Below are 15,456 nucleotides of genomic sequence, written 5' to 3' on the forward strand. Positions count from 1 at the left end.
TGTTAACGATTTGCGGACAAGGCTGATCCTGCTCAGACAGGAGAAGCTGCAATGATCCGTTACATCTATGCCAACGATCTGAACACGGAACCGAAGCTGCGCGACAGCATGTTCCGCGACCGTGCCGACCAGTTCAAGGCACGTTTGGGGTGGGAGGTCGCCGTCGACGCCAAGGGCTACGAACGCGACGAATATGACGACCTGAACCCGCTTTATGTGATCTGGCAGAAACCCTGCGGTTCGCATGGGGGTTCGATGCGGCTGTTGCCGACGACCGGGCGCACCATGGTCAACGACCATTTCAAGGACATCACCGATGGCGTGCATATCGAAAGCCCGCTGATCTGGGAATGCACACGGTTCTGTCTGGCGCGCGACACAGCCCCCGGTACGGCTGCGGCGTTGATGCTGGCTGGCGGCGAGGTGATGAACGGCTTTGGTCTGCGCCACTATGTTGGTGTGTTCGACGCGCGCATGGTGCGCATCTACCGTCTGATCGGCGCACAGCCGGATGTTCTTGGCACAACGGGCGAAGGTCGCGATGCGATCAGCGTCGGCCTATGGGAGTTCACGCCGGAATCGCAGGCGCGCGTCGCTGCGCGCGCAGGTTTGTCGCCTAGCGTTTCGCGTCAGTGGTTCGAAGCGGCGTTTGGTGCTGCTGTTCCGATCGCGCAACACTGCGCAGCTTGACTCTGGTGCCTGTCCGGCGAGGGCTGTAGGGTCCGCCGCATGACCGTTCCAGCCCTGCAATTTTCCGACGATCAGGCAGAAGCCTATGACCGAGTGGCGGATATCCTCCGCGCCTCGGGGATCGACCTGACCGATGGCCTTGTGCTGCCCGCCCGTGACGCGGGCGACCGGTTGATGGCGCTTATGGGCAAGGCCGGATCGGGCAAGACCCTGTTGCTGGCAGAACTTTACAAGGCGCTGGAGGCCGCGGGGGTCGAGATTGTCTCGGGCGATTACGAAAGCCGCCGTCGCAAGGATCGCCGGACGCTGGCCATTCTGGCACCCACCAACAAGGCGGCGAGCGTGTTGCGGATGCGCGGTGTGCCCGCGACCACGATTCACCGCATCCTGTATACGCCGGTTTACGACCCGGAATACGAACGCATCGCCGAATGGCTGATGGGCAATGGGGAACGCCCCGACATCGAAGCGCTGACCGACGCGGCGCTGGATCGGGCTGCGACATCCTTTGCCGGTCACAAATCGGTACCTGCCGCGCTCGCGGCGGCGGGGCTGCGCGGATCGGATTTCATTACCGGCTGGAAACGGCGCGAAGAGCCGCTGGATGTCGGGTTTGTCGACGAATCCTCGATGCTGGACGACCGTCAGTTCGACGATCTGAAAGAGATTTTCCCCACCCTCGTGCTTTTCGGCGATCCGGCACAGCTTGCCCCGGTCAACCAGTCCGGAACGATGGTCTTTGACAAGCTGAAAACCACCCAGAAAATGGAGCTTCACCGCATTCACCGGCAGGACGCCGGCAACCCAATCCTTGATCTGGCCCATGCTCTGTCCGACCCGGCGTTGGAGTTTCAAGATTTCGAACGCATGATCCAGGAAAAGGCCGCGCAGGATGACCGCGTGGTCTGGGGTCAGCGGGTAGAGGTTGATCTGATGGCGCGCAGTCCGGTGCTGGTTTGGCGCAATGCCACCCGTATTCGCCTGATAAGCGCCTTTCGTGCCGTTCACGGTGCCCCGGATACCGAGCTTCTGGAGGGCGAACCGCTGATCTGCGATGGGATCGAACTTCCGCTCAAACATCGCAAAAAACGGCTGGATCTGGAAGCGCGCGGCCTGATCAAAGGCGCGCAAGTGGTCTATCTCGGCCCCGGTCGCAAGCCGGGGTTTTCCCGTTTGCATGTGATGGGTGCCGAAGACCCGCAGGTCAGTGCGGCCTCCATCGTCAAGATCGAGAAGCCGGATGAAGAAGAGCCGTTCATCCCCTTTGCCGCCCGGATGGGTGCCACCTTTCTGCATGGCGCTGCCGTTACGATCCACAAGGCGCAGGGGTCGCAATGGGAAACCGTGCAGGTCTTTGCGCCCGACCTGTTCGTCGCCGCCCGCATGGGCCGGGTCGAGGCGGGCCAGCCGCTTTGGAAACGTCTGGCCTATGTCGCCATCACCCGCGCGCAGGAGCGGCTGATCTGGGTCGTTCGCAACCGGCTGTCGCGCCCGACCGGGCCTTTGAATGTCGCGGATCTGAAGGCCCCGGTCGTGCCGCTTGAATTGCAAATCGAGACGGCCCCCGGAACGGAGGTCGACGGCGCAAGTTAAAGGTTGGCAATCACCCTGCCAGTCCGCATGTTGTCTTTATCATAGCAAGACAGGCAAGGGAGGGTCGGAAATGCTAGGCCAAATGATGACGCGTCCGCTATCGATCATCGAGATTCTGCGATACGGTGCCGAGTGTCATCCGGGGGGAGGGATCGTTTCGGTCCGTACCGAAGGGGACGTTCACCGCGAAACCTATGCCGAAGCCTACGCGCGTGCTGCACACCTGGCGCATGGGCTGGCAAAGCTGGGCGTGCAGGAAGGCGACCGTATAGCCACGCTGGCCTGGAACGGATATCGTCATTTCGAGCTTTACTACGCTGTTTCGGGGATGGGCGGCGTTTGCCACACCATCAATCCCCGACTGTCGGCCGAACAGATGAGCTATATCATCAACCATGCTGAAGACAGCGTGCTTTGCGTAGATCTGACCTTCCTTCCGATCATCGAGGCGCTGCGCCCGACCCTGCCCGATGGGTTGAAGCTGGTGGTGCTGACCGACCGCGCGCATATGCCGGAAAGTGACCTCGACTTGCTGTGCTATGAGGAATTGCTGGAGGGTCAGCCCACAACATACGACTGGCCGGACCTTCCTGAGGATACCGCCGCGTCGCTTTGCTATACATCGGGAACCACCGGCAACCCGAAAGGCGCGCTGTTTTCACATCGCTCCACGGTTCTACATGCGCTGACCGTGTCCATCGCCCTGAAGGACGGGTTGAAGGAAGGCGCGCGCATCCTGCCTGTGGTGCCGATGTTCCATGTCAACGCCTGGGGGCTGCCCTATTCCGCGCCATTGGTCGGCGCGTCGCTGATCATGCCGGGAGCGAAACTGGATGGCGCGTCGCTTTATGATCTGATGGACACTGAAGGCGTGACCGCGGCCTGGGGCGTGCCGACAATCTGGCAAGGCCTGTTGGCGGAGATCAAGAAACGCTGCAGCAACCCGAAGGGTTTCCGTCAGGTCGTGGTGGGTGGCTCTGCCGCGCCAGCCAGCATGATCGAGGCATTCGAGAAAAGCGGTGCCGAAGTGTGCCACGCCTGGGGAATGACGGAAATGAGCCCGGTTGGCACGCAAGGCCTGTTGTCCGCGCCGATGAAGGATCTGCCCTGGGACGAACAGATGCGCCTGAAGGCCAAGCAGGGGCGGCGTCTCTTTGGTGTGGATCTCAAGATTGTTGATGATGACGGCAATGCGCTGCCGCATGACGGAACGGCTTCGGGAGAGTTGTATGTGCGCGGCAACACGGTCGTGTCGGGCTATTTCCGCAATGAAAAGGCAAGCGCTGCGGCGATCGACGCGGATGGCTGGTTCGGCACGGGCGATGTCGCCGCGATTGACGAGCTTGGCTTTGTATCGGTGCAGGACCGGGCCAAGGATCTTATAAAATCGGGTGGCGAATGGATCAGTTCTATTGATCTGGAAAACATCGTCATGGGCAGCCCGAAGGTGGCAAGCTGCGCGGTGATCGCCGTGCCGCATCCGAAATGGGGAGAGCGTCCATTGCTTGTGGTCGTGCCAGAGGAAGGCGAGGCACCGGAACTGGCAGAGCTGCACGACCTGTTGATGAAACATGTCGCGAAATGGCAGTTGCCCGATGACATGGTCATTGTCGACGACCTGCCGCTGACGGCGACGGGCAAAGTGTCCAAACTGGCATTGAGGGACCGCTTTGACGACTATAAGCTGCCCGATGCAGACTAGGATCTCTTTGGCGCAGTTGCGCGCTATGGACGGGAAAGACATCGGCTGCTCTGACTGGCAGTTGCTGGATCAGGACCGCATCAGCGCCTTTGCCGATGCCACCGGCGACCATGCCGACATCCACGTTCGACCCGACAGCGCGGCTGCGCAAGAGCTTGGCAGTACCATCGCGCATGGCTTTCTGACGCTGTCGCTTTTGCCGTCAATGATCTACGCATTCCTGCCGGGGGTCGAAGGCTACACCGGCCTCAACTCCGGTCTGGACCGTGTGCGTTTCATCAGCCCGGTGCCGGTCGGGTCGCGCGTGCGGGGCCGTTTTACGCTGGATCGGCTGAAAGAGGCGCCGACCGGGGGGCTGGCGCTGCGGCTGTCCGCCACGGTCGAGATCGAAGGCCAGACCCGGCCCGCACTGGTGGCCATCTGGCTCAACCGTTTCATTCAAAGCAAGAGCGCCTGACCACGGTGCCAAAGGAGACAGTACATGGATCTCGGAGTTTCAGACAAGGTCCGTCCGCTGATCGCGCAGGTCCGCGCGATGGTCGAGACGGATATCGCGCCGCTTGATGCAGAGTTTCACGCCGAGGTCGGCAAGCATCCCTCGGGCGACCGGTTCAGGCATACCGACCGCCAGTTGGAAATCCTGAACGGATTGAAGGCACTGGCGCGGGAACGCGGCTTGTGGAACTTCTGGCTGACCGACAGTGATCACGGCTATGGCCTCAGCACCGTTGAATACGCCTATCTGGCCGAGGAAATGGGCAAGGTGTCCATCGCCGCCGAGGTATTCAACTGCAACGCGCCTGACACGGGCAATATGGAAGTGCTGGAACGCTATGGCACGCAGGCCCATAAAGACCGCTGGTTGGGGCGGCTGCTGGAGGGCGAAATCCGGTCGGCCTATGTGATGACCGAACCCGGCACCGCCTCGTCCGATGCCGCGCAACTGTCATTCGCAGCGCGGCGCGACGGCGACGACTGGGTGCTGAACGGCGAAAAATGGTGGATCAGCGGCGCAGGTGATCCGCGTTGCGGCCTGTATATCGTCATGGCCTGTTCGGACCCGGACGCCGCCAAGCACCAGCGCCACACGATGTTCGTGCTGGATCCCGACACGTCCGGTATCGAGGTGCTGCGCCCGATGCAGGTTTTCGGGCAGGATGACGCGCCGCATGGGCATATGCATCTGCGGTTCACCGATGTTCGGATCGGCGCGGATGCTGTCGTGCTGGGCGAGGGGCGCGGGTTTGAGGTGGCGCAGGGGCGTCTGGGGCCGGGGCGTATCCACCATTGCATGCGCGCCATCGGACAGGCGGAAAAGGCGCTGGAAATGATGTGCACGCGCGGGCTGGAGCGAGAAGCCTTTGGCAAGCCGCTGGTCGAACTGGGCGCGAATTACGACATCATCGCGGATGCCCGGATGGAGATAGAGATGGCGCGATTGTTGTGCCTGAAAGCCGCGTGGATGATGGACACGGCGGGCGTCCGCGCCGCGCAGCCGTGGATCTCGCAGATCAAGGTCGTGGCGCCGCTGATGGCCGGGCGGGTGATTGACGAGGCGATGCAGATGCATGGTGCGGCCGGGATCAGTCAGGATTTCGATCTGGCCCATATGTGGACGCATGTGCGGACCCTGCGTTTTGCCGACGGGCCGGATGCCGTCCACCGCCGACAGGTGGCGCGCGCGGAACTGCGTAAATACGCGGAGCAGTAGGGATGGATAAGGACGAACGCGATGCCGTTGCGCAGTGGATGGCGAAGAACGTAAACGGCTTTCGCGGGCCTCTGACGACGCAGAAATTCGATGTCGGACAATCCAACCCGACCTATCTGCTGCGTGCGGAATCCGGTGCTTATGTGCTGCGCCGCAAGCCGCCCGGCGTGTTGTTGAAATCCGCCCATGCCGTCGACCGGGAATTTCGGGTTCAGCGCGCTCTGTCGGGCAGTGACGTGCCTGTGCCGCGCATGTTGGCGCTTTGCGAGGATGAAAGCGTCCTTGGGGCGATGTTCTATGTGATGGAGCATGTCGAAGGCCGCAGTTTCCTTGATCCGACCCTGCCCGATATGTCGCCCACGCAACGCCGCGCAGTGATCAAAGAGATGAACCGGGTTCTGGCCGCGATCCATTCGGTCGATATTGTGGCGGCTGGATTGGCCGATTACGGTCCCGAAGGCAGCTATTATGCGCGCCAGCTTGGACGTTGGACTAAACAGTATCGCGCGTCGGAAACCGGGCCGCTGCCGGATATGGACCGGCTCATTTCATGGCTGGAGACGCATCTGCCGCCCGATGATGGCCAGCGCACGTTGGTGCATGGCGACTACCGGATCGACAATCTGCTGTTTGCGAAGGACGGCTCTGACATCCGCGCCGTGCTGGATTGGGAACTGTCGACCATCGGCCATCCGTTCGCCGATCTGGCCGGGGTTCTCATGCAGTGGCAACTGCCGCCGGGTCCAGAGGGGCGTGGGCTGGCAGGGGTGGATCGCGAAGCGCTCGGCCTGCCAACGGACGCCGAATTTGTCGCCGACTATTGTCAGCGCCGTGGGATCGACCGGATCGACAACCTTGGCTTTTACGTCGCTTTTGCGTTTTTCCGCATGGCCGCGATCCTGCAAGGCGTGAAGAAGCGCGCGCTTGACGGCAATGCCTCAAACCCTGACAAAGCGCTGAAACTGGGCGGGTTTGTCCCGCGCTTTGCCGAATTGGGCCTGGAGGTCGCCGCGACATGAGCACAGATGATCCGCTTCTGGGCGAGGCCACCTACGCGTTTTCGCGCTACATCGGGCTGGAACTTGTGGGCTGGTCCAAGGATTACGCACGGATGAGCCTGCCGGTCGAGGCATTTTTGCGCAACCGTCATGGCGCGATACATGGGGGCGTGCATGCCAGTATGCTGGACACGGTGATGGGCTATGCCGGGTGCTGGACCGGAGACGCGGATCAGCCGCAGATGTGCCTGACGCTCTCGCTCAATGTGCAATATCTGTCGCGCCCGCTTGGCACCGTGCTGTTTGCCGAAGGCCGCAGAACCGGCGGCGGCAAGGGCACATTCTTCGCAGAAGCCGAGATCAAGGACGACACTGGTGAGTTGATCGCCAAAGGCACAGGCGTTTTCCGCTATCGCAAGCGCTAGGGGTTCTTACCAAAGTCTCGATCGTTTCGGCGTCAAAGCGGGCGGGCAGACGCTATGGCAGCAAGGTTTCCAGTGCCTTGCGAGCGGCATCGGGCAGGGGACTTGGCCGATTGTCCGCGCTGGTATGAACCTGGGTAAAGAAGCCCTCGGCGCAGGCTATGGTTTCATCGTTGCGAAACAACCCGACCTCATACCGGAAAGAGCTGTTGCCGATATGCGCCAGTCGCAGCCCGCAATGAATAAGGTCCGGAAACGCAGCCTCGAAATGATAGCGGCAGCCGTTTTCGACCACGACGAAGCGATAGGCATCCGGTCCCACAATCGGCAAGCCGTTGGCATTTTGCCACTGGCTGAGGGCGGTGTCGAAAAGCGCATAGTAAATTGCGTTGTTCAGATGGCCGTAGGCATCATTGTCATGCCAGCGCGTCGGCAGTTCGACGAAAGCGCGATATTCCGCGCGTTTGCCGGGGGCGATCCGTGCCATCAGCCATTCCTCAACATGCGAAACGCGGTTGAGGCACCCCAACCGGCAAGGATTGCGATGGTCAGCGATAACAACCCGTAAGCCATCGGATTGCTGCGTGACAGGCTGAACAGCCAGCGTTCAAGGCCAACTTTCTGCACGTCGATCACCGTGTCGAACTGGTTGATCACGCGGCCCTCGCGGGTCAGGAAAATACGGGCCTCATAGGCACCTTCGGTCAGATTGGCGGGCATCTTGATCGAAGTCCGAAACAGTGTTTGCTGATCGACGGCGACTGTATTTTCCAACAGTTGATACAGTCCGTTTTCTTTACGGATGCGAATGATCGCGTCTGAAAATGCCTGCGCATTCATCACCGACATCGGCGCGCCCACTGACCGGATCGCCCGGGGAATCGAGACCCGGTATCGCAAATCCTCGGTCTGGGTGATGGCTTCGCGCCAGGGCGCGCTGGTGGCCACGGCGTAAAAGCTGGGGGCGGCATCAACGACCACCGACTCCGTATTTACCCAGATCCCGAACCGCCGTTCCTTGCGGCGGACGGTCTCTTCCCTGGAAGGGCCGGCCAAGGATACGATGACCTGAAGCGGCGGACCTTCGGGAATTTTTGTTTCGCGTTTGATCGCGCCGAAGATCAGGATCTCGGATCCGTTGAAATCGGCGGTGATCGACACACGGTCATGGCTGAGCCCCAGCACGACTTCTTCTTCGGCCCACGCGGGCAAGGCCATCAGGACAAGCAGGAACAGCCAGCGCATCATGCCCCCCCGATTCCGGCGATGGAGAACAGCTCATTGGGTTGCAGCACCAGTTCAAGCCCGAGTTTGGCGCAGACCAGCATGACCAGAAGGGCCAGCAGGATGCGCAACTGTTCGGCCTTCATCCGCAATCCGATAACCGTGCCGATCTGTGCGCCCACGACCCCGCCCAGAAGCAGCAGGACCGCCAGCGGCATATCGACGGTCTGGTTGGTGACGGCATGCAGCATGGTGGTGAAGGCGGTGACAAAGATGATCTGGAACAGTGACGTGCCGATCACCACCTTGGTGGGCATTCCCAGCAGGTAGATCATCGCCGGGACCATGATGAACCCGCCACCGACACCCATCACCGCAGCCAATACCCCGACCGCCAGCCCGACGAGGATCGGCGGGATCACCGAGATATACAGGCCCGAGGTCCGAAACCGCATTTTCAGCGGCAGGCCGTGAATCCAGTTGTGCTTGTGCCGCTTTGCCTTGCGGCCCTTGCGGGTGTTGCGAATGGCATTCAGGCTTTCGACAAACATCAGCGTGCCGATGATGCCCAGAAAGACAACGTAGCACAGCCGCACCAGCAGATCGACCTGGCCAAGGCTGCGCAGGTAATTGAACAGCATCACGCCAAGCGCCGCGCCCACAAGCCCGCCAATCAGCAGCACCACGCCCATTTGCAAATCAACGGTCTTGCGCCGGAGATGTGCCAGAAGCCCGGAAAAGGACGAGGCGACGATCTGGTTCGCCCCCGTGGCAACGGCCACTGCCGGCGAAATTCCCATGAAAAACAGCAGCGGGGTTATCAGGAACCCGCCGCCAACCCCGAACATCCCCGAAAGCACGCCGACAAGTGTCCCCGCCCCGAGAAGCAGGAACAAATTGACCGACACCTCGGCGATGGGGAGGAAAATCTGCATGGGATGACTTTGCGGCAGGGCAACAGGCGATGCAACATGCGAGCGCGCCTTAACAGCGTATCAAACCGCCCCGCGGGATATGTCGCGGGGCGGATCTGTTCAGCGTTCTTTCACATAGGGCTCGCCACCCGCGCGTGGCGGGATCGCCTTGCCGACAAAGCCTGCAAGGATCACCACCGTCAGGATATAGGGCAGCGCGTCCATGAACTGCACGGGGATCACCAGCCCGCCGACCTCGATACTCTGGTATCGCAGGGCGACGGCTTGCAGAAGTCCGAACAGCAGGCAGGAATACAGCGCGTACCACGGCCGCCATTTCGCAAAAATCAGCGCCGCCAAGGCGATAAAGCCACGTCCGGCCGTCATGTCCTTGACAAAGCCCGCCTGCAAGCCCGTCGCCAGATAGGCACCCGCGATGCCGCAGAGTACCCCGCAAATCGCGACCGCCGCAAAACGCAGCCCCACAACCGACACGCCTGCCGTATCCACCGCTGCCGGGTTCTCGCCCACCGCGCGCAACCGCAGCCCAAACCGGGTGCGAAACAGGATCCACCAGGTCAGCGGGACTGTCAGAAATCCGACATAGACAAGGATTGAATGCCCCGAAATCAGCTCATAGTAGATCGGCCCGATCACCGGGAGGTCGCGCAGTGCCTCGGCGAAGGGCAAGGTGATGCCGTCAAACCGGCCTCCGGCGATCAAGGACGGCGTGCGCCCGCCTTGGCTGAACCAATCCTCGGCAATCAGGACGGTCATGCCCGCGGCAAGAAAGTTGATCGCCACGCCCGAAATCAGCTGATTGCCCCGGAAGGTAATCGAGGCCAGCCCGTGAATGCCCGACAGCACCAGCGACGCGCCGATGCCCGCCGATAGACCCAGCCAGACCGATCCGGTCAGCGAAGCGACGGCGGCAGAGAAAAAGGCCGCAGCCAGCATCTTGCCTTCAAGCCCGATGTCGAAAATGCCCGCGCGTTCGGAAAACAGCCCCGCCAGACAAGCCAGCAGCAACGGTGTCGCCAGCCGGACGGTCGAGTCGAGCACCTGAAGGACGGTCATCAGATCCATCAGCTTTTCCTCCGGCGCAAGGACAGGAATATCCGCTCAAGCGGCATGCGCACCATATTGTCCAGCGCGCCGGTGAACAGGATCACGAGCGCCTGAATGACAACGATCAGTTCGCGCGGGATGGTGGTCCAAAGTGCCAGTTCCGCCCCGCCCTGATAAAGAAACCCGAACAGGATCGCGGCCAGAAAGACACCAAGCGGGTGGTTGCGTCCCATCAGCGCCACGGCGATCCCGATAAAGCCCGCACCCTCGATGGAGTTCAGGATCAGACGTTCGGCCTCGCCCTGGGTGGTGTTGACAGACATAAGCCCCGCCAGTCCGCCAGAGATCAGCATCGCGATGACAACGGTACGCACCGGGCTGATTCCGGCATAGCGCGCAGCAGGTTCGGAATGGCCCAGGGCGCGGATCTCATAGCCAAGTCGCGTGCGCCAGATCAGCAGCCAGACCAGCACGCAGGCAATCACCGCCAGAAAGAAGGTCACATTTGCAGGCGCGCCGCGAAACATTGGCGCGGCTGCGGTCGAAAACATGTCCTGAAAGGTCGGCAGATGCGTGGCGTCGGGGAATTTTGCGGTGGCCGGGTCCATCGCGCCCACGGGCCGCAGCACGTTGACCAGCACATAGTTCAGCAGGGCGGCGGCGATGAAGTTGAACATGATCGTGGTGATCACGATATGGCTGCCGCGCTTGGCCTGAAGATAGGCCGGGATCAGCGCCCATGCGGCACCGAACAGGGATGCGCCCACGGCCGATCCCAGCAGTGCCAGTGACCAATGCGGCCACGGGATATAAAGACAGACCAGCGCCACACCCAGCCCGCCGATCATCGCCTGACCTTCGCCACCGATGTTGAACATCCGTGCGTGAAAGGCGACGGCGACGGCCAGCCCGGTGAAGATGAAATTCGTGGCGTAATAGAGCGTATAGCCCCAGCCCGCCGACCGCATCAACGCGCCCTCGACCATCAGTTTGAACGCGGCCACGGGGCTTTCGCCGATGCCGATGATCACAAGCGCCGACAGGAACGCCGCCAGCAACAGCGAAATCAGGGGCACAAGGATCGCATCGGCCCAGCCTGGCATCCTATCCATGCGCGCCACCATTCAGCCCGGCATCAAATGTCTTGCGTTCAGCCATTTTTTCTGGCCTCCCGAGCCTCTTTCGCGTGTAACTTTTCGTCCACCGCCTCGATCAGAGATTTGCTTGGATCGACGGGTTCTGCGCTTGCGGCATCGGAGATCGTCCAGCCCTGCATCGCCTCTGTATCGGCACCGCCCAAACCGGCCATAAGACAGCCCAAGCCGACCTGATTGGCGGTTTCTGCGGGGCCGTAGCCCATGATCTCGCCGTCGAACATCACAACGATGCGGTCCGACAAGGACAGGATTTCGTCCAGCTCGACTGAGACCAGAAGCACGGCCTTGCCCTGATCGCGCAGTGCCACGATCTGCTGGTGGATAAACTCGATCGCGCCAATGTCCACACCGCGCGTTGGCTGCCCGACCAGCAGCAGATCCGGGTCACGCTCGATCTCTCGGGCCACGACGATCTTTTGCTGGTTCCCGCCCGAGAAATTCTTGGCGGTCAGATGCGCGTTGGGGGGGCGGACATCGAATTTCTCGATCTTTCGCTCCGTATCCTCGATCATCGCGCGGTGGTTCATCAGCAGGCCGGATTGGTATTTCGGATCGCGGTGATAGCCGAAGGCCGCGTTTTCCCAGGCAAAGTAGTTCATGATAAGGCCTTCGCGCTGGCGGTCCTCTGGCACATGGGCGATACCCCGTGCACGGCGCGACTGGCCGTCGGATTGGCTGCCTGTCAGATCAAGCGGCTGGCCGTTCAGGGTGATCTGGCCCGTCCCGTCAGCATAGCCGCCCAGCACTTCGAGCAACTCTGACTGACCATTGCCCGACACGCCGGCAATGCCGACGATCTCTCCGGCATGGACGTCAAGGTCGACGCCTTTCAGCCGGACAATGCCCTTGTCGTCTTTCACGCGCAGGTCGCGGACCTCCAGCACGTTCTTGCCGGGTGTGGCGGCTGTCTTGTCGACCCGCAGCAGCACCTTGCGGCCGACCATCAGCTCTGCCAGTTCGGCGGGATCGGTCTCGGCGGTTTTGACCGTGGCCGTCATCTCGCCGCGTCGCATGACGCTGACCGTGTCGGTGATCTCCATGATCTCGCGCAGTTTATGGGTGATCAGGATGATCGTCTTGCCCTCGCGGCGCAGGTTGTCGAGGATACGAAACAGGTGGTCGGCCTCGGCCGGGGTCAGCACGCCCGTGGGCTCGTCCAGAATGAGAATATCGGCCTGACGGTACAGGGATTTGAGGATTTCGACCCGCTGTTGATGCCCGACGCTCAGGTTCTGGATCAGCGCGTCCGGATCGACGTTCAACTCATATTCTGCGGCCAGTTGTTTCAGCACGCCGCGCGCTTTGGCAAGGCTGGGACGCAGCAAGGGGCCGTCCTCGGCACCCAGGATGACATTCTCAAGAACGCTGAAATTCTCGACCAGTTTGAAATGCTGGAAGACCATGCCGATGCCCGCCGAAATAGCGGCCTGGCTATCGGGGATCTCGGTCTTGCGACCGTGGATGAATACCTCGCCCGCATCGGCCTTGTAAAAGCCGTAGAGGATCGACATCAGCGTGGATTTGCCAGCGCCGTTTTCGCCGATGATGCCGTGGATGGTGCCCGGCATCACGCGGATCGCAATATCCTTGTTGGCCTGCACCGGACCAAAGGCTTTGGAGATGCCTTTAAGCTCGATCGCCGGCGCGGTGGAAGCGGCCTGATCCGGCCGCCCCCCTGTTGTCACGTCCACCACCGGGCTTACTCGACCGGGCAGGCGTTGTCCGACATGTAGTCGTGAACCATCAACTCGCCCGAGCCGATCTTGGCTGCGGCGTCGTCCACGGCAGCCTGCATATCGGCGCTGACCAGATCTGCGTTGAATTCATCCATCGCATATCCGACACCTTCATTGCCGACGCCCATGACGTAAATGCCGGTTTCGATGTCTGTGCCCGCTTCCATCGCGTCATAGACCGCGTTGTCGACACGTTTTGTCATGGATGTCAGGATCTTGCCGGGATGCATGTAATTCTGGTTGCTGTCGACGCCGATGGACAGGATGCCTTCGTCCGCCGCTGTCTGAAGCACACCAACGCCGGTGCCGCCTGCGGCCGCATAGATCACATCCGCGCCCTGGCTGATCTGCGATTTGGTCAGTTCGGACCCTTTGACCGGGTCGTTCCACGCCGCAGGGGTGGTGCCGGTCATGTTCTGGATAACCGTTGCCTCTGGCTTCACGGCTTTTACACCCTGCACATAGCCGCAGGCGAATTTGCGGATCAGCGGAATGTCCATGCCGCCGATAAAGCCGACAGTGTCCGATTCCGATGCCATCGCGGCCATCATGCCGACAAGGTAGCTGCCTTCATGTTCGTTGAACACGACAGAGCGCACGTTGGGCGCATCCACAACCATGTCGATGATCGCGAATTTGGTGTCGGGGTAGTCGGGCGCAACCTCGCCCAGCACGTTGCCAAAGGCAAAGCCGGTCATGATGATCGGATCATTGCCATTTTCGGCAAAGCGGCGCAGGGCTTGTTCACGCTGCGCTTCGGACTGAAGCTCGATTTCGCGGAAGGTTCCGCCGGTTTCGTCTGCCCAGCGTTTCGCGCCGCTAAAGGCTGCTTCGTTGAAGGATTTGTCGAATTTCCCGCCAAGGTCGAAGATCAGCGCGGGCTCTGCCGCGGCGGCACCGGCGCTGAGGGACAGCACGGCGGCTGTGGCAAGGAATTTGTGCATAAGGGTCATGGATCGCTCCCAGGTGTTGGTCATGCGGGGGCCACGCATGGCCGCACCGTCAATTCTCGGATCGTGTCCGATCAGCCGCAATTAAGGATGGGCAGGCCGACAGGGTCAACTCATTTTTCGCTTAGATGCCGTCACGTTGGCACCGTAGGTGAATTAACCCAAGGTAAGCGCCTTCGACATAACCAACGCATCGATGGCGGGGCCGTCCGCTTGGCGGTAATACCCGCCGCGCTTGCCGATCCCCTTGTAGCCAAGCGCAGCGTAGAAGGCGCGGGCCGGGGCGTTTGTTTCCGCCACTTCCAGAAAGCAGGTGACCGCACCGCGCGTGCGGGCTGTCGTCTCGAACCGGTTCATCAGTGTGCGGGCGATACCGTGGCGCTGGTAGTCGGGGTTCACTGCAAGCGCCAACAGTTCAGCCTCGTCCAGCACGACGCGACCAAGGGCAAAACCCTGCGGATCGGAGATGCAAAGCGCATGCGCCGAGGCAATCATCTCGGCCAGGGCCAGCGCCGACCAGGGCGGCATATGTTGGTAGGCGCGGGCCTGAAGGGCGGCCATGTCGTCCGGCGACATCACCGCGATGGTCATGGCAGAATGACCGGCGGCGCATCGCGCGGCGGTGCGGCATCGGCGCTGCGGACATAAAGCGGCGCGGGCGGCTGCGGCAATGTGCCGGGCGCTGCCAGGCTGTCCTGTGCGACGCGGGTCAAGGTTTCGGGCAGTGTGGTGATGGTCGCAACAGTGGCGGGCAAAGCAGCACCGGCAAACGCATTGGCAATCTGTGTGGCCTGCGCGCCGATCACCTGACAACCCGAAGGAAGCAGCAGATCGGCTGGCGGCTTGTGCGGCTCGATCTGGCGGGGTGGTTCTGAGGCGCGCCCGCCTGTGAAGAGTTGAACATAGACCGACCCGCGCGGGGCGGGCAGGGAAACAAGCTGGTGCTCTGCCGGTTCGGCCTCGGCCGCGAGCAGTTCGAATGCCGAAATGCCAACTGCCGGGATGCCTAGCGCCAGCGCAAGGCCGCGTGCGGCAGAGACGGAAATGCGGATGCCGGTGAAATTGCCGGGCCCAGTGCCAACCCCGAGGGCATCGAGGTCGCACCATCCCAAACCTTCTGCGGTCAGCATGTCCTCCAGCAGCGGCATCAGCCGTTCGGCCTGTCCCCGGGTCATGTCTTCGGTTCGGCTGAGCAGGATATTGTCGCCGTGTCGCAACGCGGCCGCGCAATGCGCGACCGACGTGTCAAAGCCGAGGATCAGCGGGACGTTCATGATGTGCGTGCCGTTGG

General features: G+C 61.6%; 16 protein-coding genes. 7 read left to right on the forward strand and 9 right to left on the reverse strand.

From position 1 onward, the window contains the following. Positions 1-51: 51 nt before the first annotated feature. The 7 genes from ACN0WV_RS05415 (at position 52) to ACN0WV_RS05445 (ending at position 7,119) form a co-directional block, all read left to right on the forward strand. The gene (locus ACN0WV_RS05415) at positions 52-690 is read left to right on the forward strand and encodes an acyl-homoserine-lactone synthase (protein ID WP_417604185.1); all 639 of its coding nucleotides are present in this window, start codon (positions 52-54) and stop codon (positions 688-690) included. A gap of 39 nt (positions 691-729) precedes the next feature. Then, positions 730-2,283, forward strand: a complete 1,554-nt coding sequence (locus ACN0WV_RS05420; RefSeq protein ID WP_417604186.1) for an ATP-dependent DNA helicase — start codon at positions 730-732, stop codon at positions 2,281-2,283. 70 nt (positions 2,284-2,353) lie between these two features. After that, positions 2,354-3,985, forward strand: a complete 1,632-nt coding sequence (locus ACN0WV_RS05425) for a long-chain-fatty-acid--CoA ligase (RefSeq protein ID WP_417604188.1) — start codon at positions 2,354-2,356, stop codon at positions 3,983-3,985. Next, entirely contained in the window at positions 3,975-4,442 is a 468-nt protein-coding gene (locus ACN0WV_RS05430) for a MaoC family dehydratase (protein ID WP_417604190.1), read from the forward strand. The genes ACN0WV_RS05425 and ACN0WV_RS05430 overlap by 11 nt, the downstream gene beginning before the upstream one ends. Positions 4,443-4,466: 24 nt before the next feature. Then, on the forward strand, positions 4,467-5,696 hold the full coding sequence (locus ACN0WV_RS05435; RefSeq protein ID WP_417604192.1) for an acyl-CoA dehydrogenase family protein: 1,230 nt from the start codon (positions 4,467-4,469) through the stop codon (positions 5,694-5,696). A gap of 2 nt (positions 5,697-5,698) precedes the next feature. Continuing rightward, entirely contained in the window at positions 5,699-6,715 is a 1,017-nt protein-coding gene (locus ACN0WV_RS05440) for a phosphotransferase family protein (protein ID WP_417604194.1), read from the forward strand. Beyond that, positions 6,712-7,119 carry a PaaI family thioesterase gene (locus ACN0WV_RS05445; RefSeq protein ID WP_417604196.1) on the forward strand — a complete coding sequence of 136 codons (408 nt, stop codon included), beginning with the start codon at positions 6,712-6,714 and terminating at the stop codon, positions 7,117-7,119. The genes ACN0WV_RS05440 and ACN0WV_RS05445 overlap by 4 nt, the downstream gene beginning before the upstream one ends. 52 nt (positions 7,120-7,171) lie before the next feature. Here the strand turns inward: ACN0WV_RS05445 and ACN0WV_RS05450 are convergent, their stop codons facing one another. The 9 genes from ACN0WV_RS05450 to tsaB all read right to left on the reverse strand — a co-directional run bounded on the left by ACN0WV_RS05450 (position 7,172) and on the right by tsaB (position 15,439). Then, positions 7,172-7,603: an acyl-CoA thioesterase gene (locus tag ACN0WV_RS05450; protein WP_417604198.1), complete on the reverse strand. Its 432-nt coding sequence runs from the start codon at positions 7,601-7,603 to the stop codon at positions 7,172-7,174. Beyond that, a complete protein-coding gene (locus ACN0WV_RS05455; protein WP_417604199.1) occupies positions 7,603-8,364 on the reverse strand; it encodes a TIGR02186 family protein in 762 nt (253 codons plus the stop codon). Before ACN0WV_RS05455 ends, ACN0WV_RS05450 begins: the two co-directional genes overlap by 1 nt. Continuing rightward, a complete protein-coding gene (locus ACN0WV_RS05460; protein WP_084351666.1) occupies positions 8,361-9,275 on the reverse strand; it encodes a sulfite exporter TauE/SafE family protein in 915 nt (304 codons plus the stop codon). Before ACN0WV_RS05460 ends, ACN0WV_RS05455 begins: the two co-directional genes overlap by 4 nt. A gap of 99 nt (positions 9,276-9,374) precedes the next feature. Then, positions 9,375-10,340, reverse strand: coding sequence for an ABC transporter permease (locus ACN0WV_RS05465; protein ID WP_084351668.1), 966 nt, complete (start codon positions 10,338-10,340; stop codon positions 9,375-9,377). Next, a complete protein-coding gene (locus ACN0WV_RS05470) occupies positions 10,340-11,434 on the reverse strand; it encodes an ABC transporter permease (RefSeq protein ID WP_084352206.1) in 1,095 nt (364 codons plus the stop codon). The genes ACN0WV_RS05465 and ACN0WV_RS05470 overlap by 1 nt, the downstream gene beginning before the upstream one ends. Before the next feature lie 38 nt (positions 11,435-11,472). After that, the gene (locus ACN0WV_RS05475; RefSeq protein ID WP_417604202.1) at positions 11,473-13,170 is read right to left on the reverse strand and encodes an ABC transporter ATP-binding protein; all 1,698 of its coding nucleotides are present in this window, start codon (positions 13,168-13,170) and stop codon (positions 11,473-11,475) included. An 8-nt stretch (positions 13,171-13,178) separates the two neighbouring features. Further along, the gene (locus tag ACN0WV_RS05480) at positions 13,179-14,168 is read right to left on the reverse strand and encodes a BMP family lipoprotein (RefSeq protein WP_084352209.1); all 990 of its coding nucleotides are present in this window, start codon (positions 14,166-14,168) and stop codon (positions 13,179-13,181) included. 153 nt (positions 14,169-14,321) lie between these two features. Further along, positions 14,322-14,756: a ribosomal protein S18-alanine N-acetyltransferase gene (gene rimI / locus ACN0WV_RS05485; RefSeq protein ID WP_417604204.1), complete on the reverse strand. Its 435-nt coding sequence runs from the start codon at positions 14,754-14,756 to the stop codon at positions 14,322-14,324. Further along, positions 14,753-15,439: a tRNA (adenosine(37)-N6)-threonylcarbamoyltransferase complex dimerization subunit type 1 TsaB gene (gene tsaB, locus ACN0WV_RS05490; RefSeq protein ID WP_417604206.1), complete on the reverse strand. Its 687-nt coding sequence runs from the start codon at positions 15,437-15,439 to the stop codon at positions 14,753-14,755. The genes rimI and tsaB overlap by 4 nt, the downstream gene beginning before the upstream one ends. Between the last annotated feature and the right edge of the window lie 17 nt (positions 15,440-15,456).

It is taken from the genome of Primorskyibacter flagellatus (genome assembly GCF_048268605.1).
In the GTDB taxonomy this organism is placed as follows: domain Bacteria; phylum Pseudomonadota; class Alphaproteobacteria; order Rhodobacterales; family Rhodobacteraceae; genus Primorskyibacter; species Primorskyibacter flagellatus.

Bases quoted from the DNA above. Each gene is read 5' to 3' on its own strand.
- ACN0WV_RS05415 (WP_417604185.1), top strand. From the start codon at position 52: ATGATCCGTTACATCTATGCCAACGATCTGAACACGGAACCGAAGCTG.
- ACN0WV_RS05420 (WP_417604186.1), top strand. From the start codon at position 730: ATGACCGTTCCAGCCCTGCAATTTTCCGACGATCAGGCAGAAGCCTAT.
- ACN0WV_RS05425 (WP_417604188.1), top strand. From the start codon at position 2,354: ATGCTAGGCCAAATGATGACGCGTCCGCTATCGATCATCGAGATTCTG.
- ACN0WV_RS05430 (WP_417604190.1), top strand. From the start codon at position 3,975: ATGCAGACTAGGATCTCTTTGGCGCAGTTGCGCGCTATGGACGGGAAA.
- ACN0WV_RS05435 (WP_417604192.1), top strand. From the start codon at position 4,467: ATGGATCTCGGAGTTTCAGACAAGGTCCGTCCGCTGATCGCGCAGGTC.
- ACN0WV_RS05440 (WP_417604194.1), top strand. From the start codon at position 5,699: ATGGATAAGGACGAACGCGATGCCGTTGCGCAGTGGATGGCGAAGAAC.
- ACN0WV_RS05445 (WP_417604196.1), top strand. From the start codon at position 6,712: ATGAGCACAGATGATCCGCTTCTGGGCGAGGCCACCTACGCGTTTTCG.
- ACN0WV_RS05450 (WP_417604198.1), bottom strand. From the start codon at position 7,603: ATGGCACGGATCGCCCCCGGCAAACGCGCGGAATATCGCGCTTTCGTC.
- ACN0WV_RS05455 (WP_417604199.1), bottom strand. From the start codon at position 8,364: ATGATGCGCTGGCTGTTCCTGCTTGTCCTGATGGCCTTGCCCGCGTGG.
- ACN0WV_RS05460 (WP_084351666.1), bottom strand. From the start codon at position 9,275: ATGCAGATTTTCCTCCCCATCGCCGAGGTGTCGGTCAATTTGTTCCTG.
- ACN0WV_RS05465 (WP_084351668.1), bottom strand. From the start codon at position 10,340: ATGGATCTGATGACCGTCCTTCAGGTGCTCGACTCGACCGTCCGGCTG.
- ACN0WV_RS05470 (WP_084352206.1), bottom strand. From the start codon at position 11,434: ATGGATAGGATGCCAGGCTGGGCCGATGCGATCCTTGTGCCCCTGATT.
- ACN0WV_RS05480 (WP_084352209.1), bottom strand. From the start codon at position 14,168: ATGACCCTTATGCACAAATTCCTTGCCACAGCCGCCGTGCTGTCCCTC.
- rimI (WP_417604204.1), bottom strand. From the start codon at position 14,756: ATGACCATCGCGGTGATGTCGCCGGACGACATGGCCGCCCTTCAGGCC.
- tsaB (WP_417604206.1), bottom strand. From the start codon at position 15,439: ATGAACGTCCCGCTGATCCTCGGCTTTGACACGTCGGTCGCGCATTGC.